This window comes from Pseudomonas sp. PIC25 (assembly GCF_002286785.1).
Taxonomy (GTDB): Bacteria; Pseudomonadota; Gammaproteobacteria; order Pseudomonadales; family Pseudomonadaceae; genus Pseudomonas_M.
Genome location: NZ_MUJY01000029.1, coordinates 1 through 18,510, shown reverse-complemented (window position 1 = coordinate 18,510; position 18,510 = coordinate 1). Strand labels below are relative to the sequence as shown.

The 18,510-nt window shown below is 63.9% G+C and carries 20 protein-coding genes and 2 riboswitches; of the genes, 6 read left to right on the top strand and 14 right to left on the bottom strand.

Features of this window, described 5'->3' with window-relative positions; genetic code table 11:
* Window positions 1-161: 161 nt before the first annotated feature.
* The 6 genes from BZL41_RS01195 to BZL41_RS01170 all read right to left on the bottom strand — a co-directional run bounded on the left by BZL41_RS01195 (window position 162) and on the right by BZL41_RS01170 (window position 5,745).
* Complete coding sequence (locus BZL41_RS01195; RefSeq protein ID WP_095597605.1) at window positions 162-797, bottom strand: urea amidolyase associated protein UAAP2; 636 nt, start codon at window positions 795-797, stop codon at window positions 162-164.
* A gap of 11 nt (window positions 798-808) precedes the next feature.
* On the bottom strand, window positions 809-1,537 hold the full coding sequence (locus BZL41_RS01190) for an urea amidolyase associated protein UAAP1 (protein ID WP_095597604.1): 729 nt from the start codon (window positions 1,535-1,537) through the stop codon (window positions 809-811).
* Window position 1,538: 1 nt separating this feature from the next.
* The gene (locus tag BZL41_RS01185) at window positions 1,539-2,339 is read right to left on the bottom strand and encodes an ABC transporter ATP-binding protein (protein ID WP_095597603.1); all 801 of its coding nucleotides are present in this window, start codon (window positions 2,337-2,339) and stop codon (window positions 1,539-1,541) included.
* Entirely contained in the window at window positions 2,336-3,151 is an 816-nt protein-coding gene (locus BZL41_RS01180; protein WP_095597602.1) for an ABC transporter permease, read from the bottom strand. Before BZL41_RS01180 ends, BZL41_RS01185 begins: the two co-directional genes overlap by 4 nt.
* Before the next feature lie 71 nt (window positions 3,152-3,222).
* On the bottom strand, window positions 3,223-4,290 hold the full coding sequence (locus tag BZL41_RS01175; RefSeq protein WP_084336450.1) for a putative urea ABC transporter substrate-binding protein: 1,068 nt from the start codon (window positions 4,288-4,290) through the stop codon (window positions 3,223-3,225).
* Window positions 4,291-4,359: 69 nt separating this feature from the next.
* Window positions 4,360-4,462, bottom strand: a riboswitch (guanidine-I (ykkC/yxkD leader).
* A 224-nt stretch (window positions 4,463-4,686) separates the two neighbouring features.
* On the bottom strand, window positions 4,687-5,745 hold the full coding sequence (locus BZL41_RS01170; RefSeq protein WP_095597601.1) for a putative urea ABC transporter substrate-binding protein: 1,059 nt from the start codon (window positions 5,743-5,745) through the stop codon (window positions 4,687-4,689).
* A 56-nt stretch (window positions 5,746-5,801) separates the two neighbouring features.
* A riboswitch (guanidine-I (ykkC/yxkD leader) is annotated at window positions 5,802-5,902 on the bottom strand.
* A 322-nt stretch (window positions 5,903-6,224) separates the two neighbouring features.
* On the opposite strand from BZL41_RS01170, the gene BZL41_RS28320 reads away from it, so the two are divergent.
* From BZL41_RS28320 to BZL41_RS01165, 3 genes are all read left to right on the top strand, one after another.
* The gene (locus BZL41_RS28320; RefSeq protein ID WP_168190912.1) at window positions 6,225-6,401 is read left to right on the top strand and encodes a hypothetical protein; all 177 of its coding nucleotides are present in this window, start codon (window positions 6,225-6,227) and stop codon (window positions 6,399-6,401) included.
* The gene (locus BZL41_RS28315; protein WP_168190910.1) at window positions 6,401-6,556 is read left to right on the top strand and encodes a hypothetical protein; all 156 of its coding nucleotides are present in this window, start codon (window positions 6,401-6,403) and stop codon (window positions 6,554-6,556) included. Before BZL41_RS28320 ends, BZL41_RS28315 begins: the two co-directional genes overlap by 1 nt.
* A gap of 122 nt (window positions 6,557-6,678) precedes the next feature.
* Complete coding sequence (locus BZL41_RS01165) at window positions 6,679-7,032, top strand: hypothetical protein (RefSeq protein WP_095597600.1); 354 nt, start codon at window positions 6,679-6,681, stop codon at window positions 7,030-7,032.
* Between the two features lie 31 nt (window positions 7,033-7,063).
* Here BZL41_RS01165 and BZL41_RS01160 read toward each other — a convergent pair whose 3' ends face one another.
* Window positions 7,064-7,975 carry a LysR family transcriptional regulator gene (locus tag BZL41_RS01160; protein WP_095597599.1) on the bottom strand — a complete coding sequence of 304 codons (912 nt, stop codon included), beginning with the start codon at window positions 7,973-7,975 and terminating at the stop codon, window positions 7,064-7,066.
* Window positions 7,976-8,072: 97 nt separating this feature from the next.
* Between BZL41_RS01160 and BZL41_RS01155 the strand changes: the two genes are divergently transcribed.
* The 3 genes from BZL41_RS01155 to BZL41_RS01145 all read left to right on the top strand — a co-directional run bounded on the left by BZL41_RS01155 (window position 8,073) and on the right by BZL41_RS01145 (window position 11,675).
* The gene (locus BZL41_RS01155) at window positions 8,073-9,860 is read left to right on the top strand and encodes an alkyl/aryl-sulfatase (RefSeq protein ID WP_095597615.1); all 1,788 of its coding nucleotides are present in this window, start codon (window positions 8,073-8,075) and stop codon (window positions 9,858-9,860) included.
* Window positions 9,861-9,976: 116 nt separating this feature from the next.
* The gene (locus BZL41_RS01150; RefSeq protein WP_095597598.1) at window positions 9,977-10,393 is read left to right on the top strand and encodes a CesT family type III secretion system chaperone; all 417 of its coding nucleotides are present in this window, start codon (window positions 9,977-9,979) and stop codon (window positions 10,391-10,393) included.
* Window positions 10,394-10,418: 25 nt separating this feature from the next.
* A complete protein-coding gene (locus tag BZL41_RS01145; protein ID WP_143518001.1) occupies window positions 10,419-11,675 on the top strand; it encodes a hypothetical protein in 1,257 nt (418 codons plus the stop codon).
* Between the two features lie 59 nt (window positions 11,676-11,734).
* On the opposite strand, the gene mmsB is transcribed toward BZL41_RS01145, so the two are convergent.
* The 7 genes from mmsB to BZL41_RS01110 form a co-directional block, all read right to left on the bottom strand.
* Window positions 11,735-12,625, bottom strand: coding sequence for a 3-hydroxyisobutyrate dehydrogenase (mmsB, locus tag BZL41_RS01140; RefSeq protein ID WP_095597596.1), 891 nt, complete (start codon window positions 12,623-12,625; stop codon window positions 11,735-11,737).
* Between the two features lie 55 nt (window positions 12,626-12,680).
* Window positions 12,681-13,520 (bottom strand): oxaloacetate decarboxylase, encoded by an 840-nt coding sequence (locus tag BZL41_RS01135; RefSeq protein WP_095597595.1) that lies wholly within the window; start codon window positions 13,518-13,520, stop codon window positions 12,681-12,683.
* 37 nt (window positions 13,521-13,557) lie between these two features.
* A complete protein-coding gene (locus tag BZL41_RS01130) occupies window positions 13,558-14,661 on the bottom strand; it encodes an enoyl-CoA hydratase/isomerase family protein (RefSeq protein ID WP_095597594.1) in 1,104 nt (367 codons plus the stop codon).
* Between the two features lie 42 nt (window positions 14,662-14,703).
* On the bottom strand, window positions 14,704-15,522 hold the full coding sequence (locus BZL41_RS01125) for an enoyl-CoA hydratase (RefSeq protein WP_095597593.1): 819 nt from the start codon (window positions 15,520-15,522) through the stop codon (window positions 14,704-14,706).
* A gap of 96 nt (window positions 15,523-15,618) precedes the next feature.
* Window positions 15,619-16,782, bottom strand: a complete 1,164-nt coding sequence (locus BZL41_RS01120) for an isobutyryl-CoA dehydrogenase (protein ID WP_084336438.1) — start codon at window positions 16,780-16,782, stop codon at window positions 15,619-15,621.
* Between the two features lie 6 nt (window positions 16,783-16,788).
* Window positions 16,789-18,039, bottom strand: coding sequence for an ABC transporter substrate-binding protein (locus BZL41_RS01115; protein WP_095597592.1), 1,251 nt, complete (start codon window positions 18,037-18,039; stop codon window positions 16,789-16,791).
* 218 nt (window positions 18,040-18,257) lie between these two features.
* On the bottom strand, window positions 18,258-18,510 hold a 253-nt coding region (locus tag BZL41_RS01110), incomplete at its 5' end, for an aldehyde dehydrogenase family protein (protein WP_143518000.1).

Here is an 18,510-nt window from a genome sequence, read left to right as displayed (position 1 = left end):
CCTCGAAGGTGGCGGGCCGTCCCGCCGATAGTCATCTGCACCACGGTCGTCCGTGGTTGAAGAGCGAGCTGCTAGCTTCAAGCCTCAAGCTGCAAGAGATCTGCACGGACAACCCCTCTTTGCCGCTTGGAGCTTTCCGCTTGAGGCTTGCCGCTGCTTTTTTATTCCCAAATCAGGACCTCTGCCGGCGTCGGGTTGTAGGCATTGCACGGATTGTTGAGCTGCGGGCAGTTGGAGATCAGGAGGATGACGTCCATGTGGGCGATCAGCTCGACGTACTTGCCGGCGGCGGAGATGCCGTCCTCGAAGGTCAGGCCGCCTTCCGGCGTTACCGGCACGTTCATGAAGAAATTGATGTTGGCGCCGATGTCGCGCTTCTCCAGGCGGCCGTCGTGCAGGCTGGCGCGCAGGAAATTGTCGCGGCAGCTGTGCATGTGGCGCTTTTCCAGGGCATAGCGCACGGTGTTGCTTTCCTGGGCACAGGCGCCGCCGAGGGTGTCGTGGCGGCCGCAGGTGTCGGCGACGAGGGTCAGCATGGGGTTGCCGAGGTTCGACCAGAGCACCGTGCCGGTGGTGAGGTAGACGCGGTTCTGCTTGCGCAGCGTGCGCTGCACGTCATAGCGCTCGCGCGGGTTGCGGGCGCTGTAGAACAGCGTGTCCACCGCCTGGTTGCCTTCGAGATCGAGGATGCGCACGGTCTGGCCGGCTTTCACTTCGGTCAGGTACGGCTCGCCGGCGGCGATCACGTCACGGCGCAGGGTGGCTTCGGGGTGCTTCTCGCTGTGGGTCAGGGTCATGGCGGCGGCCCTCAGAGGTAGAGACGTTCGGTGTTGTGGAAGCCGCGGCTGTTCTCCGGGCGCGAGGTGCGGCAGAGCACGCTGATGCCGTCGCTCTCCACCTTGCTCCAGCTCAGGCGGACCGGTTTCGGCGCGTAATGCGGGTTCGGGTCCATGGGGTGCTGCAAGGCGGTGAGCACCACCAGGGTGTCCATCGGCGCGTACAGCTCGACGTAGTCGCCGGCCTTGGAATTACCCGGCTCGAAGTGAAAGCAGCCGTCGGCATCCACCGAGACCTTGCTGAACAGGTTCAGGCACATCAGCAGGTCCTGCAGGTTGAGGTTCCACTTGCCCATTTCCACCAACAGGTTGTCCATGCCGTTGCGGAAGAAGCCGTTGCGCAGTTCCTGGTAGCGGCCCTGACCGTATTTCTCGCGGACTTCCCCAGCATTCAGTATGCCGCCGAAGCTGTCGTGCCAGCCGCAGGTGTCGGCGGTGATGGCGGCGAGCACGCGGCCCATGTCCGAGTACAGGCAGTGCCCGGCGGTGAGCCTGGCGGTGTGCTGGCACTTCAGGGTGTCAGGCAGGTTCAGGCGTTCGCTTTTTTCGTGGGCATTGAGCAGCAGCAGGCTGACGTTGGCGCCGCCTTCGATGTCGGTGAGACGCAGCAGTTGGCCGCGTTTGAGAACGAACGAAGTATGGCCGCCGCCGGGTACGACTTCTTCGTACAGGGTCGGGCGCAGGGCGAGGGATGCGCTCATGTCAGGCTCCTTGGTAGTGGGGTTGCAGCAGGCCGGCGAGGCGGGCCGACGAGCAATCGACGGCCACGCGCGCGGCGCGGCGGTCGCTGTTCAACGGAATGTCGTAGGTGATCCGCGCGCCGTAGGCATTGGGTGCCTGCGGGTCGAGGCGGGTCTTGTCGAAGACCAGGATGCGGGTGCCGAGGGTGAAGCCTTCCGACAGGTCGTGGGTGACCATGAACACCGTCAACCGGGTTTCCTGCCAGAGTTCCAGTAGCAGCGCATGCATGTCCTTGCGGATGCCGGGGTCGAGGGCGCCGAAGGGTTCGTCGAGCAGCAGCACGCGCGGTTTCATCACCAGCGCCTGGGCGATGGCCAGGCGCTGCTGCATGCCGCCCGAGAGCGCGCTGGGGTACTTGTCCAGGGCGTGGCCGAGGCCGACCCGTTCGAGGATCGCCGCCGCCTGGTCGCGCGCCTCGCGCCTGGCCTGGCCGAACAACCGGCCGAGCAGCGGCGCACGCGGCAATTCCAGGCCGAGGGTCACGTTGTCCAGCACCGACAGATGAGGGAATACCGAATAGCGCTGGAACACCACGCCCCGGCTGGCGTCCGGTTCGTCCGCCAGGGGCGCGCCGTCCAGCAGGATGCGGCCGCGGCTGGGGCGTTCCTGGCCGAGCAGCAGGCGCAGGAAGGTGGATTTGCCGCAACCGGAGGCGCCGACCAGCGTGCAGAACTCGCCTTCGGCCACCGACAGGTTCAGGCGTTCCAGCACCACCTGCTCGCCATATTCCTGCCAGACGTTTTCAACCTGGATGAAGCTCATGCCTTGGCCCCTTCGTACCAGGGGAAACAGCCCAGCGCGAGGCGGCGCAGCCCATGGTCCATGGCCCAGGCAAGCAGGGTGATCCAGGCCACGTAAGGCAGGATCACATCCATCGCCATGTAGCGGCGGACCAGGAAGATGCGGTAGCCGAGGCCGTCGGTGGAGGCGATGGCTTCGGCGGCGATGAGGAACAGCCAGGCCGAACCGAGCACCAAGCGCAGGGCGATCAGCAGGCGCGGCAGCAGTTGCGGCAGCACCACGCGGAGAATCAGCGTCCAGGTGTTCGCTCCCAGGGTCTGCGCCTTGATCAGTAGCTCCTGGGGGATTTCCCTGGCGCGCTGTTCGAGGTCGCGGGCCAGCACCGGGGTGATACCGATGACGATCAGCATGACCTTGGCCAGCTCGCCGAGGCCGAAGACGATGAACAGGATCGGCAGGATCGCCAGCGGCGGCACCATGGACAGCACCGTGAGCAGCGGCGACAGCGGCGCGCCGAACAGCGGCAGGGTGCCGGCGGCGATGCCGAGGCAGAGGGCGGCGAGGGCGGCGATGCCCAGGCCGAGACCGAGGCGTTGCAGGCTGGAAGCGGTATCGCGCCAGAACAGGTAGTCGCCGCTGCGCTTGTCAGGTTGGAGAGCCAGACGATCGACCGCATCGGCCATCTGCGCGGCACTCGGCAGCAACTTGTCGTTGGGGTTGTCCTCCAGGCGTGCCATCGAGCCCGAGAAATAGGCGAACAGCAGCAGGGCGAACGGCAGGATCGCCAGGGCCAGACGACCCGTCCGGTCCGGATGGCGGTTGATCAGGCGCATCGGTTTGGCTCCATCGGGCTGAGCCGCAGGGGTTCATCCGCACCGGGCGAACGAATCCCCTACGGGCGAGGTTACAGCGTGCCGTCGGCTGCCATGCGGGTATACGTCGGGTCGAAGCGCAGCTTGACGTTGCCCTTGTCGCCGGTAACCAGATCGTTGGCGAAAGCCATGCCGATGGCGTCCGCGCTCTTCGCGCCTTCGCCGAGAATGCCGTGGTCGAAGCTGAAGCCGGCCACCTTGTCCATGGTTTCAGGCAGCTTCGGGCTGTTGTAGAAGGCCAGCGCGTCCTTCGCCGAATAGAACATCTTGGTCGCCGCCAGTTGCGCCTCGTAGCCGGGCAGGTCGGTGCCGGAGGCCTTGGCCATGTGCTCGCGGGCGGCCTTGCCGGCGGTGCTGTCGGCGTTCATGGTGGCCATGATTTCGTACCAGGCGCCGACCAGTGCCTTGCCGAAGGCGGGGTTGTCCTTGAGGGTGTCGCTGTTGACCACCATCAGGTCGATGATTTCGCCGGGAATCTGGCTGGAATCGAACAGCTTGCTGGTGTCCGGCACCGCGACGACTTCCGCCAGCAGCGGGTTCCAGGTGGTCACCGCCTTCACTTCGGCGGAATGGAAGGCCGCCACCAGGTCGGCATCCGAGGTGTTCACCACCTGCACGTCCTTCTCGCTCAGCCCGGCGCTTTCCAAGGCTCGGGCGAGCAAATAGTGGGAGACCGACAGCTCGACAAGGTTGATCGGCTGCCCCTTGAGATCGGCCAGGGTCTTGCCGCTGCCCTTGACCACCACGCCGTCGTTACCGTTGGAGAAGTCGCCGACGATCAGCGCGGTGGAGTCCACGCCACCGGCGGCGGGAATGGTCAGGGCGTCCATGTTGGTCATGGTGCAGCCGTCGAACTGGCCGGCGGTGTACTGGTTGATGGACTCGACGTAATCGTTGATCTGCACCACGTCAATGTTGATGTCGTACTTCTTCGCCCATTTGTCGACGATGCCTTGGGCGGCGCCGTATTCCCATGGCATCCAGCCGGCATAGATGGTCCAGCAGACGCTGAAGTCGGTCTTGGGGGCTGCGTGGGCGGAGAGGCTCAGGGCGGCGGAGAGGCCGGCGGCGATCAGCGAGGACAGCAAGGACGTGCGCATGGGTAGACCTCCAGTTCTAGGGATACGGCAGGAGCGGCGCGGCACTTACCTGGCTGGCCAGGTGGCGCGTTCTCCCGGGCTTTTGTCCCGCCGTGTAACCCCGAACGAGGTCGCCAACTCTCGGACCAGTCACGCGCCTGCGAGGCGCGCCGGAACCCTAGTCGGCCATTGCAAATTGTGGTGCCGCGCCCCTTGCGGGGTGCTTCTGCATGACGGGAACGAAGCGAACATCGTGCCAGCCTGCGCAAAGCCCCGTCCGAGAGGTCGTGCGGGTTTTTCCGCACGGACGTTTGGGGCTTCTCCTGCACGGAGTTGGTGCGCGATGTTCGCTCTTGGTGCTTGGGTCTGCCTTAAACACAGCGGTCGGGCGACGCGCAGCAGGTCGCAAACAGGCTCTTACAGCTTGCCGTCGGCGGCCAATTGCATATACGACGGGTTGAAGCGCAACAGAACTTGCGACGGGTTGCCCAGCACCCGGTTGTCGCTGAAGCCGATGCCCAGCCGTTGCAGGCCGTTGCCTTCGCCGAGCAGCTTCTGGTTGTTGGCGAAGCTGGCCACTCGTTGCATCAGGATCGGCATCCTTTCGCCGCGGGTGAAAGACGCCGCCGAGCGCGGCACGAAGAAGGAGCGAATGGTCCGCAACTGTGCGTCGAAATCCTCCGGCGTGGTGCCCGCCGCGGCGGCCAGTTTGGCCCGTGCCGCCTTGCCGGCCTCGTTCGGCAAGGCGATCAGGCGCATGCCCTCGTACCAGGCGCCGGTCAGCGCGCGGCCCAGTTCCGGGTGGGCAGCCAGGGTCTGGCTATTGATCACCAGCAGGTCGAGGATTTCGCCGGGGATGCGATGGGAGCTGAACGACTGGACGCTACCGCCGCCCCGGCGCAGTTCCGAGAGGATCGGGTTCCAGGTGACCACCGCGTCGCCGCGGCCGCTGCGCCAGACCTCGGCCAGGTCCGCATCCGAGACGTTCTCGACCTTCACGTCGCTCAGTTTCATGTCCACGGATTCCAGGGCGCGGGCGAGCAGGTAATGGGAGACTGAGTTCTCCACCAGCAGAATGGTCTTGCCCTTGAGAGACCTCAGGTTCTTGTTGCTGCCGCGGATGAGGATACCGTCGGCGCCGGAAGAGAAGTCGCCGACGATCAGCGCGGTGGAGTCGACCCCGCCGGCGGCGGGGATGGTCAGGGCGTCCATGTTGGTCATGGCGCAGGCGTCGTATTGGCCGGCGGTGTACTGCTCGATTGAGGCAACGTAGTCCGGCACCTGCCGGACCTGAATCTCGATGCCGTATTTCTTCGCCCACTTGTCGATGATGCCTTCTTCGGCCATGTAGCCCCACAGCATCCAGCCGGCGTAAATCGACCAGCAGACCTTGAAGGGGCGGTTTTGTGGAGCGGCGGAAGCGGATTGGCTGAGCAGCAGCGCGAGCAGAAGACAGGACAGCAGACGGGTGAACATCGGTACCTCGGCAATGGACAAATGACGGGACAGGATGGCGGCCGCCGTGCCGCGTGCTCTCCCGGGCTTTTGTCCCTCCGTGTGACCTCGAACGAGGTTGCCCACTCTCGGACCAGACATCCGTCGTCGACGGACCGGAACCCTAGTCGGCCATTGCGATGATCGTTCGGCGGCCAGCCTCTAGGGGCATGACCTTCCTGTATGTGAAGGATGCAAAGCGAATGGCGTGCCAGGGCATTTCCCGGGTTCTTTTTTTGTGACCCATGTCGTATGGCGAGTGGCATCCTGGTCGGCCGGAGTTCCAAAGTGGGGGGTTGCTTGCTCCGGATTGGTGCGAATCACGGGCGAAAGAGCGCTGCACGTCATGTCGGGGCTATGTGCTATCACTCTGGGGAACTTTTACCGTTTCGTTGCAGTCTGACATCACGCAGGCATTGTGAAGCCTGCCCGATAAGAAGACTCCATTCGAGGACGTACACATGCGTAGTTTGTCTGTGGTGCTGATGGGGATGTTGCTGGCGCTGGGTGGTTGCAGCTTCAGCGCTCCGGGCGTTCGCGCCGAGCTGGGTGGCGGGGATGCCGTCCGTGTCGATGTGGGTGGCGGCGGTGGTGGCCATTTCTGCCCGCCGGGCCATCGGATGAAAGGTAGCTGCTGATGAAGACATTGATGGGTTTGCTGCTCGTTGGCGTGATGGCCGTGACCTTGCCGGCCTGTAGTCTTCGCCTGCCGGGTATCGGGATCGATATCGGCGATGGTGGCGGCGGACCGGGACACTGCCCGCCGGGACAGGCGAAGAAGGGCAACTGCTGAGCCGGGAGGGCTTGCGCAGCAATTGAAGTTTTCCTGAGAAGCCGGCCTCTGCGCCGGCTTCTTTTCGCGGGTTGGGCGGAAACGTACCGTTTTCGTCACACCCGATCTCTCGGGAGGCGGCCATGTCCTATCAACGTTTCCTGCTTGCGCTGCTCTGTCTGGGCCTGGGTGGTTGCGTGGTCTACGACGACCGGCCCTATTACGCTTATCCGCGCCAGTCGATCTATGTGGTTGGTTGGGATTCCCCCCGCTACCGCTACGACAATGGCTACCGGCTCCACTACCGGAGCTACTCCGCACCTCGTTACTACAGCCCTCCGCGCTACTACGCCGCCCCGCGCTTCATCGCTCCGCCACCCCGTTATCTGCCGTACCGGTATGAACATCACCGTCGTGACTGGCGGGGTGATCGCCGCTGGCGTGACGCCTACGAACGGCCTCGGCGCGAGTGGCGCCATGAGGGCTATCGGCGGTAAGGGCGGACGGCCGCCCCGTGCTTCTGTGTATTCAGCGGGACGGTGGTGGCAACTGGCGATCCACTTGCCGAATCTCTTCCACCACCGCCTGCGCCGCCGGTGACAGGCTGTGTCCGGCGCGGCTGACCAGGCCGTAGGCCGACCGCTGTTGCAGGCTCGCTGGGGCCAACGGCAACAGGCTCAATTGATTGGCGGCCACCTCGTCGGCGATCACGTCCCAAGGTGCCATGCTCAGCACGTCGCTGTCGGCCACCAGGCGCTTCAGTACCAGGAAGTTGTCGCACTGCACGCTCAACGGCTGCTCGCGGCCACTGGCGGCGCTCAGGCTGCGTGCCACCTCCTGCGGCAACTGGGTCCCGGCAAGGGGGAAGTCGAGCAGGTCGGCCAGTTGCAGATCGCGGCGTTCCAGCAGCGGATGGCCGGGGCGGCAGAATAGAACGCCGGCATGGCTGTGCAGCGGTTCGATATGCAACTGCGGGTCGCCTTGTAACTCGCGCATGTCCGCGACGAACAGCTCGATGGTCGCATCCAGCAGGGTATCGCGCAGGTCCAGCCAGTTGGCGATGTCCAGCTTGATCCGCACTTTCGGGTAGCGCTGCAGCAGGCGGCCGACTGCCTGGGGCACCAGGCGCGCGGCGGGGTAGGGGCCGGCACCCAGGCATAGCTCGCCGGCCTCCAGATTGCTCAATTGGCTGACGGCGTTGTCCAGTGCGCGGCTGCCGGCCAGCAGTCGCCGGGCATGCTCCAGCACCAGTTGGCCATGGGCAGTGAGGCTGATGCCACGGCTGTGGCGATTTACCAAGGTGCAATCCAGATGGCTTTCCAGGGCCTGGATGCTGCGTGTCAGCGCCGGCTGGCTGAGGTGCACCGCTTCCGCGGCACGGGCGAAGTGGCCCTGCTCGGCCAGGGCAACGAAGTGACGGAGCTGGCGTAGATCGTTCATGCGTATGGCGCATCAATACTCGCAAAAGAATGCATTGGAAGTATCGTCCAAGCTTTGCGAGGCTGCCAGCACCGATAACGACAATGAGTTGACCTGCATGAGACTACCTGCCCGCTGGAGTGGCCTGTTGCTGGCCGCTGTCCTGCCGCTCGGCGCCTTCGCCGAATTGCCCGAGGAGCGGATCGAACCGAGCATCGATCCCGAATTGGCCGCCCATACCAAGGTGTTCGAGCAGAAGCTCTATCGCATCGCCGATAACGTTTACTCGGCCGTCGGCTGGCAGTTGGGCAACGTGGCGATGGTCGAGGCGCCGGAGGGGCTGATCATCGTCGACACCGGTGAGTCGGTCAGCGAATCGCGCAAGATCATGGCCGAGTTCCGCAAGGTCAGCGACAAGCCGGTCAAGGCCATCGTCTATACCCACTTCCATCCGGACCACATCAACGGCGTGCAGGCGTTCGTCGGTCGCGAGGAGGTGGAGCGCGGCGAAGTGCAGATTTACGCGCACGAATCGCTGCTGCAGAACGTGGTGACCCAGGGCGCCTTGGTCGGGCCGATCCTGGGCGTGCGTTCGGCCTACAGCTTCGGTTCCTTTCTACCGGCGGCGGACCAGGAGGGCATGAACGGCGGCATCGGACCGCTGGCCAAGCCCGAGCCGTCCACCTTCATCGCGCCGACCGTCACCTTCGGCGAGCGCCTCGATACCCGCATCGCGGGGCTGGATGTGCAGTTTCTGCACGCGCCCAGCGAGGCGCCGGACGAGATCGTGCTTTACCTGCCAGGCAATCGCGTGCTGATCAGCGCCGAAGTCGACCAGGGGCCGACCTTGCCGAACATTCATACGCTGCGTGGCACCAAGTTCCGTGACCCGGTGCAGTGGGTGGCCAGCCTCGACCTGTTGCGCTCGTTGCGCGCCGATCACATGGTGCCGCTGCACGGTCGGCCGGTGAGCGGTCGCGACCAGGTGGAAGAGGTGCTGCGCATGACCCGCGACGGCATCGCCTACATCCACGACCAGACCGTGCGCTGGATGAACAAGGGCCTGACGCCGGACGAGCTGGTGGAGAAGGTCAAGCTGCCACCGCACCTGGCCGGCTACACCCCTTACCTGCGCGAGTACTACGGGACGGTCAAGCATAGCGTGCGGCAGATTTACAACGGCTACCTGGGATGGTTCCAGGGCGACCCGGTGGACCTCGACCCGACTCCGCCGAAGGAAAAGGCACAGCGGCTGGTCGCTCTGATGGGCGGGCGCGACAAGGTACTGGTCGAGGCTGGCAATGCCTACCTCAAGGGCGATTACCAATGGGCTGCCGAGCTGGCCGGCTACGCCATCCGCGTGGATCGGGACGATCGGTTGGCGCGCGAGATCAAGGCGCGCAGCTTTCGTCGGTTGGGCTACGCCAGCATGAACATCAACTGGCGCAACTGGTACCTGATGAGCGCCATGGAGCTGGAGGGCACGCTGGACGGTGAGGTCATCCGCGAGCGCTCCGTGGAGATGCGCAAGGTGTTCCTCTCGGCGGACATGGTGCGCAGCTTCACCCCGCAAATTTTCTTGCAGAACTGGGTTACCCGCGTCGATCCGGACAAGGCCGGCGATGTCGAACTGACCCTGGGCTTTCGCTTCCCGGATGTGGGCGAGGAATGGACTCTGGAGGTGCGCAAAGGCGTGGCCCAACTGCACAAGGGCATTCCCGAGGGCACCGTGCTCAGGTTGAGCATGGACAAGCGCTTCATGGAAACCCTGCTGACCGGCGAGAACGGCTTGCTCAAGGGAGCGTTGCTGGGGGATGTGAAGGTCGAGGGCGACCTGCTGGAAGTTCGCCGGTTCCTGGCCTGCTTCGATTTCAGCGACGAGGCATTCGGCCTGACCTTGCGCTGAAAGGCCTGGCAGTTCCAGCGGAAAGGACGGATTTCCCGTCAATACGGAACCGACCTTTCCCTTCCCTCACTCATGGTTTTACGCAACCACGTCATCGAGTGAGAAATGGCAATACCATGAGAGCTCATGAACTGACCCGTCAATTGCTGCGGGAATACAGTCGTCACACCAGCAAGCCAAGTGTCGAGCTTAACGAGCAGGGGGCGGCTGTAGTAACGGTCGATCCCGATGTAACGATTACCCTCTATCTGGGCGAACAGGCCGACAGCCTGTTGTTTCTGGCCGACATCATCGCCCTGACGCCTTCGCCACGCGATGACGCAATGATTCGTGCCTTGCTGATGCACAGTTTTCCCGGTTATCGCACTCGTGGCGGCGCCCTGCTTATCAATGAGGCCAGTAATAGTCTGGTGTTCAGTTATGAAAGAAAACTGAACGAGTTGACTCCTGTGACGCTGGAAAATGTTATCGGCAATCTGTCTCAGGTTGTGCTGTATTTCCGTCGCAAGGCCACTGAACTGCGCCTGGGTTGAACAGTAAATATTCAAGGGATTTATCATGGTAGATAGTGTTCGTGCCAGCGGCGGGCCTCAACTCAACCCAATTGAAAGGCATGATGAAAACAAGCCAATGACCATGCCGTCCTCTGTCGCAGGCCAGTCGTCGCAGCCGGCCATGGAGAGCGAAACACCGGTGGCCATGGTGCTTCGGCAGCGGCCGGTGGCACAGCGGGTAGAATCATCTCGGACATCGGCTGCCAACACTGCCGAGAACGCAGTTGCACGGCAGCGGCCTGGTGCGGTAACGAATGAGGATATGCTCTCATTGGTTGCTGCCACTTTCGCTAAAGTGTTTACCGGCATTATTGCTGCTTCCGCCGCTTACCGTGGCATGCGTAACCCGATGGACTTCGTTGAGCATCCAGGCCAGGCGATCATGGGTACGCTGACCCTGAGCCAGAGAGCGGATGCCAATACGCTTTCTCATGGCAACAGCACGGTATTGAGCCACTTCGGCCAATATATTCCTGGCAACAGTGCTTGCTATAAGGCCAAGGCCGAGGTGGTTTTTGACCTGCCATCAAATATTGCTGGGCAATTCTACTCGGATAGCAATGAGGTCAAAGTGGCGGCCTATCATTCTTTCGGTTCCCACCCCAATCATCATGCTCGCCATGAATTCGTGCATTGTTATACCCATCCCGATTTTATGGATAAAACCAAGCGCACAGACAATAAAGCGCTTCTAGAAGGTGTGACTGAACATATCACCGACAAAATGCCACATGCTATGTGGCCATTGGATAGGGATGCGTCGGCATATCACAAATTTAAACTGGACAATGGCAAAACCTGGACCCAGGCGGCCAACGAAATTGAACAGAAAGTCGGTGAGGAAACATTAATCAAAGCAGTGTTCAGTGGTGATAGAAAAGCGATAAGCGATGTTTCAGCCGCCGCTGCGAGCATTTACCCCAAAGCCTATTCGAATCAGGTTTGGAATAGCATTGGTATTGTGACTGCGCTACGGGGTACTCAAGAATTGGCTGAGTGTTATGTGGGAGCCTTGGAGGCGAACAAGGTGGAGATTCCCAATGCGTACAGTAAGCCCTATCTGCCGGCCGCATTCCTCGGTGATATTTCCACCGAGGACCGCCAAAAAATGGCGGAACAAGCAAAAGCCTGCCAGGAGCGTATGGGTGACGTATTCAATGCCGCCTTTTTCGGTTTCGATAAGGATGGCCAGAAGGATGCGCTCAAGGCCGTTCGCGAGGAAGTAAAGATGTACTGGCAGCCTGTATTGAAGGAGCAGTAGCGATACTGGGGCCTTTTGCAGCTATGAAGCGGGGCCGATGGGCAGCCCCGCTTCCTTGCTCAACGCTCGTCGCGAAACAACGTCTGCACCACCGAAAAGTCCTGCTTGCCCTTGCCTTGTTTGAGGAGCAGACGATAGAGCTGCAGGGCCAGGGCGCCCATCGGGGTGCTGTTGGCGCTGACCTGGGCGGTTTCCTGGGCCAGGCCGAGGTCCTTGGCCATCAGCTCGGCCATGAAGCCGCCGCCGTAGCCCTTGGACGCCGGGGCGTTTTCCATCACGCCGGGCCAGGGGTTGTAGCGCTCCAGCACCCAGTTACCGCCTGAACTCTGGCGCATGATCTCGGCCAGCACCTTGGGATCGAGACCATTGGCCACGCCCATGGCCATGGCTTCGGCAGTGCCGATCATCTGCACCGCGAGCAACTGGTTGTTGCAGACCTTGGCGATCTGCCCAGCGCCGTCCGGGCCGGCGTGGAAGATGTTCTTGCCCATAGCGGCGAACACCGGCTGGGCTTTCTCCAGCGCTGCCGCGTCGCCGCCGACCATGAAGGTCAGGGTTCCCGCCGCGGCGCCGGCGGTGCCACCCGATACCGGTGCGTCGAGCAGGTCGATGCCGCGCTCGCGGGCGGCTGTGTGAACTTTCTTCGCCGATTCGGGAGAGATGGTGGAGCACTCCAGCACCAGTCGGCCGGCGGGAATCCGGTTCAGCAGGCCATCGTCGCCCAGGTAGAGGCCTTCCACGTGACGGCTGGCGGGTAGCATGCTGACGATCACCTCGGCATTTTCCGCCGCCTCGGCGGCACTCGCAGCGGCACGTGCGCCTTCGCCGGCAAGCTGGTCGACCGCGCTCTGCACCAGATCGAAGACACTCAGCTGGAAGCCGGCCTTGAGCAGGTTGCGGGCCATTGGCAGGCCCATGTGGCCGAGGCCGATAAAAGCGATCTGTTTCATCCTCGCATCTCCTTTCTTGTTGTCTGTGCCGGCTCCGATGCCGGAGCGGGTGAATTCAGGTGCCTGGCTTGAACAGTGCGTTGAGTTCGGCGAAGGGCGCCGCTTCGGCGACGAAAGCGAAACTGCCGCGCTCGCGCAGTTCGCGGGCGGCACGCAGGAAGCCGCCAAACGCGGCGCGCGCCAGGCAGGAGCCAACGCTGACCCGGTGAACGCCGAGGTCGGCCAGCTCATCCAGCGTCAGTGGGCAGGCGGAGAGCCCCATCAGCACGTTCACCGGCTTCGGCGCGACCGCGCGCACCACGGCGTCGATCTGCTCGCGGGTGGTCAGCCCCGGTGCGTAGAGCACGTCCGCACCGGCCTCGGCGTAGGCTTCGAGGCGGCGCAAGGTGTCGGCCAGGTCTTCGCGGCCATGCAAGAAGTTCTCGGCGCGGGCGCAAAGGGTGAAGGGAAAGGGCAGGCTGCGGATCGCGGCGACGGAGGCGCGGATGCGTTCGACGGCCAGTTCGATTGGGTAGATGGGCGCGTCCGCTCGCCCGCTGGCGTCCTCGATGGAACCGCCCACCAGCCCGGCCGCGGCGGCCTGGAGCAGGGTTTCCGCGCAGCCCTGCGGATCGTCGGAAAAGCCGTTTTCCAGGTCGGCCGCCACCGGCAGCGGAGTCGCCTCGACGATGGCGCGGGCATTAGCCAGGGTCTCGTCGCGGCTGATCAGTCCCTCGCCGTCGGGCCGGCCGAGGGAGAAAGCCAGGCCGGCGCTGGTGGTCGCCAGGGCTTCGAAACCGAGGGTGGCGAGGATTTTCGCCGAACCGGCGTCCCAAGGATTGGGAATGACGAACAACCCATCGCGCTGGTGCAGTGCCTGGAAGGCGAGGGCGCGTTCGTGCTGGCGGTCGGTCATGGTGAATCCTTCTGCGGTTGATGGTCCTTGCGACGGTTCAGAGATCGGCCAGTGGATGCCGCCCTTCCCAGGTCGGTTCGAAGTGCGCATCGACCACCGTGGCGGGAATCGCGGCGACGTCCGGCCAGTGCCAGCGCGGCGCGTTGTCCTTGTCGATCAGCCGGGCACGCACGCCTTCGGGGAACTCCGGGTGGCGGCAGCAGTTCAGGCTCATGGCGTATTCCATACGGAATACCTCGGCCAGCGACAGGTAGCGCGCCCGGGCGATCTGCTCCCAGACCAGGTGGGCGGTGAGCGGGCAGCCCTCGGCCAGGGTCTTGGCGGCGCGTGCCAGCAGGGTGTCGCCGTCGTCCTTCAGGCTGGTCACGGCGTGCCAGGCGCTGGGCAGGTCGGGGACGTCGAGCAACGCGTCGATATGCGCGCGGCGCGGCAGCCATTGGGCGGCGGGCATCTTTTCCCGGGCCTCGTGCTCCAGGGCCTGGAACAGACTGTTCAATTGCAGCGGGACCTGATCCTGCCAGTTGAGCTGGATCAGGCGTTCGATCAGTTCGTTCTGCTGCTCGTCGAGCAGGAAGCGGTCTGCCAGGTCCAGGTCAAGGGCGTCACGGGCGTTGATCGGGCTGCCGGTGAGCCCGAGGAACAGGCCGAGCTTGCCGGGCAGGCGAGCGAGGAACCAACTGCCGCCGACGTCCGGGTAGAGACCGATGCTGATTTCCGGCATCGCCAGCCGGCTGGTGGGGGTCACTACGCGGATCGAGGCACCTTGCAGCAGCCCCATGCCGCCGCCCAGCACGTGTCCGTGGCCCCAGCAGATCAGCGGCTTGGGGTAGCGGTGGATGCGGTGGTCGAGGCGGTATTCGTCGGCGAAGAAGCGTGCCGCCAGCGGCGGCACCTCGCCGGGATGCTGGCGGCAGGCGTCCACCAGCTTGCGCACGTCGCCGCCGGCGCAGAGCGCGCGGGAACCGTTACCGCGCAGTACCACGCAGACGATCTCGGGCTCGTCCGCCCATTCGCGCAGCTTGGCGTCCAGCGCTTCGATCATCGGCAGGGTAAGGGCGTTCAGGCTGGCTTCCGCATCCAGGCTGGCGATGCCGATGCGGGCGCCGTGCAGGCCGAGCTTTTCTTCGAATGACACGTTCATGGCAAATCCTGTGGCGTTTGGCCTCGATTGGCGGCGTAACCGCTAGCGATTGCGCCATTGTGGGTCGCGTTTTTCCAGGAAGGCGTTGACGCCTTCGCGGGTGTCGTCGGCATCGAACAGGTCGACGAAGCGCTCGCGCTCTTCCGGCAGCCAGGTGTTCGGGCCGCGCTCGCGGGCGCCCTGGATCAGCGGCTTGATGGTGCGCACCGCCACCGGGCTCTGCCGCGCCACCTTGGCCGCCAGCAGCAGCGCATGGCCACGGGCGTCGCCGCTGTCCACCACCTGCTCGACCAGGCCGATGCGCAGTGCGGTCTCCGCGTCGATGCGCTCACCGCAGAGGATCATGCGCTTGGCCCAACCCTCGCCGACCAGCCAGGGCAGCACCTGGGTCCCGCCCGCGCAGGGCAACAGGCCCACCGCCGCTTCCGGCAGGGCCAACTGGGCCTGGCGCTCGGCGATGCGAATATCGCAGGCCAGGGCGCACTCCAGGCCGCCGCCCATGGCGTAGCCGTTGATCGCGGCGATGGACACGCCACGGAAATCGCGCAGTGCCTCGAAGGCCTCGCCGAAACGCCGGGCCATTTCCCGGGCGCGGGCCTTGTCGCCGTCGGCGAACAGATTGAGGTCGGCGCCGGCGCTGAAGAATTTCTGTCCCTGGCCGGTGATCACCAGGGCGTAGATGTCGTCGTCGCGGTTGAGATGCTGGACGAGCTGCCGGAGGCCGATCAGCGAGTCGCGGTCCCAGGTGTTGGCCGGCGGGTGGTTGATGGTGATCAGCGCGGTGTGGCCGTGCTTTTCCACCGTCAGCTTGTGGGTCAGGTCGAACAGACCGGGGTTGTAGGGTTCTACTGCGGTGCTCATGAGATCTCTTCCTAACGTATATCGGAGTGCTGCTCGGAGCTGCTCCGGTAAGGCCGAACGGCCGCCCCGGGGCGCCAGGCGCCGGGATGGCAACTGCTACAGCAGGCGATCGAGCATGCCGCCCTGGTCGAGCAGGCGGCGCGCGACGATGACCCGCATGATCTCGTTGGTCCCCTCGAGAATCTGGTGCACGCGTGCATCGCGGACCCAGCGCTCGAGCGGGTAATCGTTGAGATAACCATAGCCGCCGTGAAGTTGCAGGGCCTGGTTGCAGAGTTCGAAACAGTGATCGGTGGCGAAGCGCTTGGCCATGGCGCAGTAGAGGCTGGCTTCTGGATGGCGGTTGTCCAGCTTGTGCGCGGCCAGGCGGACCATCTGCCGGCTGGCGGTGAGGTCGGTGAGCATGTCCGCCAGCTTGAATTGCAGCGACTGGAACTCCGCCAGCGGCTTGCCGAACTGGCGGCGTTCCTCGACGTAGCGCAGCGACTGCTCCAGCGCGCCCTGGGCTGCGCCCAGCGAGCAACTGGCAATGTTGATGCGTCCTCCATCGAGCCCCTTCATGGCATAGACGAAGCCTTGGCCTTCCGGGCCGATGCGGTTGCCGGCGGGGATGCGGACGTTTTCGAAGGTGATGGTGCGGGTCGGCTGGGCGCACCAGCCCATCTTCAATTCGTTGCGGCCATAGCGGACACCTTCGGCATCCGCCGGGACCAGGAAGCAGGAGATGCCCTTGGCGCCGTCTTCGCCGGTGCGTGCCATGACGATCAGCACGTCGGTGGCGCCGGCGCCGGAGATGAAGCATTTGCTGCCGTCCAGCACATAGTGCTCGCCGTCGCGGCGGGCACGGGTGCGCAGGTGGGCGGCATCGGAGCCGGCATCCGGCTCGGTCAGGCAATAGGAGGCGAGCAGTTCGCCGCTGACCAGCCCCGGCAACCAGGCGTCTTTCAATGCCTGATCGGCGAAGCTGGCAAGCATCCAGGTCGCCATCGTGTGGATGGTCATATACGCCGTGGTGGCTACGCAGCCGGCGGCGAGCTGTTCGAAGATCAGCGAGGCGGACAGTCGGGACAGGCCCAGTCCGCCGTCGTCTTCGCCGATGTACAGGGCCAGGTAGCCTTGTTCGGCGGCGCGGCGGATCACTTCCGTCGGAAAGTGGTGCTCGCGGTCCCAGTCGGCGGCATGCGGCGCCAGTTCGCGGGTAGCGAAGGCGCGGGCACTGTCGACCAGGAGACGTTGTTCATCGCTGAGTTCGAATTCCATAGGCTCTCATTGCAAGGTGATGGGCTGTCCGGCGGCTTTCCGCTCGGCCTGCCACTCGGCGAGGGTGGGGGCGGCTCGGTCGCCGCTCATACGGTTGACGATCTCGAAGTAGTCCTGCTTGAACTGATCCTTCATCACCTCTTCCCGCGGCTTGACCTTCACGGCGTAGACGGTCTGCACGTTCTGGTGATCGAAGGCACGCCATTCCTGCTGATCCTTCAGGAGGCTGTAGCGATAGCCTTCCAAGGCCTGGATGACGGCCTCGCTGTCCAGGCTACGGGCGCGCTTCACGGCGTCGGCCCACTGGTGGACGATGCTGTAGGCGGACGCCGCCGAGCTGGACGGATACATCTGGTAGCGTTCGCTGAAGTTTTTCACGAAGGCCATGCCGGCTTCGGACTTTTCCAGCTCGGGCACGCGCCAAGTCCAAGGTTCGGTGCCGATCACACCTTCCATGATGCTGGGGCCGGCGTCTTCGACCATGCTCTGGGTCAGGTTGGGGACGACGATCTGCATGCGCTTGTGAAGGCCCAGATGGTGGGCGATCTGCATGGCACGCACCATTTCGTCGCCGAACAGAACCAGCGCGAGCACTTCGGCATCGCTCTCCGCTGCTTGTGCCAATGCGTCCTGGTAGTCGGACAGCAGTGCGCCGGGGAAGGGCACCTTGACGCTGGGATGGCGGGCTTCGTCGGTGCTGTCGGTGGTCTTGCGCAGGGAGTCCTCGGTGGTCAGGCCCCAGGTGTAGTTCGAGGTGATGTAGAAATAGCGTTTGTTCGGGATGGTCTTGTGCAAGTAGTCGCCAAGGACGCGGGCGCTCATCCAGGCGTTGTTGCACTCGCGGAACATATAGCGGTGGCCATCCTTGCCGGTGGTGTCGTTGGAATAGGTGAGGGTACCGAAGTAGATCAGCCCGTGCTCCTTGGCGCGCTTGCTGGCCGCGATGGCCACGGCGCTGGAGGAGCCGCCGAACAGCATCGCCGCGCCTTCGTCGGCGAGTTTGTCGACGTTACGCACGGCTTTCTGCGGGCGCGAAGCATCGTCCCGGCTGGAAATTCGCAACGACCGGCCGAGCACGCCGCCTTCGGCGTTCAGCTCATCGATGGCAAGCAAGGCGCCACGCATCTGTGCCAATCCTTCTTCCTTGTAGGTTCCCGTGCGGGGGTAGCTGAGCCCGAGAGTAATGGGTTCGGCGGCCTGTGCGCTGGCGCTCAGCCCTGCCCAACAGATCAATGCGGCAAGGGTTTTCGACTTCATGGAAATTCTCCCTGTTGTTGTTGTTCAATCGGGGAGAATTTGTACGCCGTATTCGCTGTTCACTGCATCTCATTTGTGGCGGTGCTGCGACCCATCGCAACTTGTCGCTCCGAAAAATGTGCGAGCGTGCCCGGATGCTGTAGAAAGCCCCTTCTGGCGGTGCGGAAATCATATCCGCCTGCGGAAAATGGCATGGCATCCGAGCGCGCATCGCCTGCTCACTTCAAGTGAATAGTCATGTTCGGCCCGGCCGCCACCGGCTCGTCGTCGAACCAGCGGCTGGTCACGGTCTTGGTTTCGGTGAAGAAGCGCACCGCCTGCTTGCCGTAGGCATGCAGATCGCCATAGAACGAACCTCGCCAGCCGGTGAAGGAGAAGAACGGCAAGGGCACAGGGATCGGTACGTTGATACCCACCTGCCCAACCTCTACGGCATGCTGGAAATGCCGCGCCGCGCCGCCGGAGCGAGTG

What these genes read in the sequence shown, in the direction of transcription:
- BZL41_RS01195 (WP_095597605.1), bottom strand. Translation starts at nt 797, where the DNA reads ATGACCCTGACCCACAGCGAGAAGCACCCCGAAGCCACCCTGCGCCGT.
- BZL41_RS01190 (WP_095597604.1), bottom strand. Translation starts at nt 1,537, where the DNA reads ATGAGCGCATCCCTCGCCCTGCGCCCGACCCTGTACGAAGAAGTCGTA.
- BZL41_RS01185 (WP_095597603.1), bottom strand. Translation starts at nt 2,339, where the DNA reads ATGAGCTTCATCCAGGTTGAAAACGTCTGGCAGGAATATGGCGAGCAG.
- BZL41_RS01180 (WP_095597602.1), bottom strand. Translation starts at nt 3,151, where the DNA reads ATGCGCCTGATCAACCGCCATCCGGACCGGACGGGTCGTCTGGCCCTG.
- BZL41_RS01175 (WP_084336450.1), bottom strand. Translation starts at nt 4,290, where the DNA reads ATGCGCACGTCCTTGCTGTCCTCGCTGATCGCCGCCGGCCTCTCCGCC.
- BZL41_RS01170 (WP_095597601.1), bottom strand. Translation starts at nt 5,745, where the DNA reads ATGTTCACCCGTCTGCTGTCCTGTCTTCTGCTCGCGCTGCTGCTCAGC.
- BZL41_RS28320 (WP_168190912.1), top strand. Translation starts at nt 6,225, where the DNA reads ATGCGTAGTTTGTCTGTGGTGCTGATGGGGATGTTGCTGGCGCTGGGT.
- BZL41_RS28315 (WP_168190910.1), top strand. Translation starts at nt 6,401, where the DNA reads ATGAAGACATTGATGGGTTTGCTGCTCGTTGGCGTGATGGCCGTGACC.
- BZL41_RS01165 (WP_095597600.1), top strand. Translation starts at nt 6,679, where the DNA reads ATGTCCTATCAACGTTTCCTGCTTGCGCTGCTCTGTCTGGGCCTGGGT.
- BZL41_RS01160 (WP_095597599.1), bottom strand. Translation starts at nt 7,975, where the DNA reads ATGAACGATCTACGCCAGCTCCGTCACTTCGTTGCCCTGGCCGAGCAG.
- BZL41_RS01155 (WP_095597615.1), top strand. Translation starts at nt 8,073, where the DNA reads ATGAGACTACCTGCCCGCTGGAGTGGCCTGTTGCTGGCCGCTGTCCTG.
- BZL41_RS01150 (WP_095597598.1), top strand. Translation starts at nt 9,977, where the DNA reads ATGAGAGCTCATGAACTGACCCGTCAATTGCTGCGGGAATACAGTCGT.
- BZL41_RS01145 (WP_143518001.1), top strand. Translation starts at nt 10,419, where the DNA reads ATGGTAGATAGTGTTCGTGCCAGCGGCGGGCCTCAACTCAACCCAATT.
- mmsB (WP_095597596.1), bottom strand. Translation starts at nt 12,625, where the DNA reads ATGAAACAGATCGCTTTTATCGGCCTCGGCCACATGGGCCTGCCAATG.
- BZL41_RS01135 (WP_095597595.1), bottom strand. Translation starts at nt 13,520, where the DNA reads ATGACCGACCGCCAGCACGAACGCGCCCTCGCCTTCCAGGCACTGCAC.
- BZL41_RS01130 (WP_095597594.1), bottom strand. Translation starts at nt 14,661, where the DNA reads ATGAACGTGTCATTCGAAGAAAAGCTCGGCCTGCACGGCGCCCGCATC.
- BZL41_RS01125 (WP_095597593.1), bottom strand. Translation starts at nt 15,522, where the DNA reads ATGAGCACCGCAGTAGAACCCTACAACCCCGGTCTGTTCGACCTGACC.
- BZL41_RS01120 (WP_084336438.1), bottom strand. Translation starts at nt 16,782, where the DNA reads ATGGAATTCGAACTCAGCGATGAACAACGTCTCCTGGTCGACAGTGCC.
- BZL41_RS01115 (WP_095597592.1), bottom strand. Translation starts at nt 18,039, where the DNA reads ATGAAGTCGAAAACCCTTGCCGCATTGATCTGTTGGGCAGGGCTGAGC.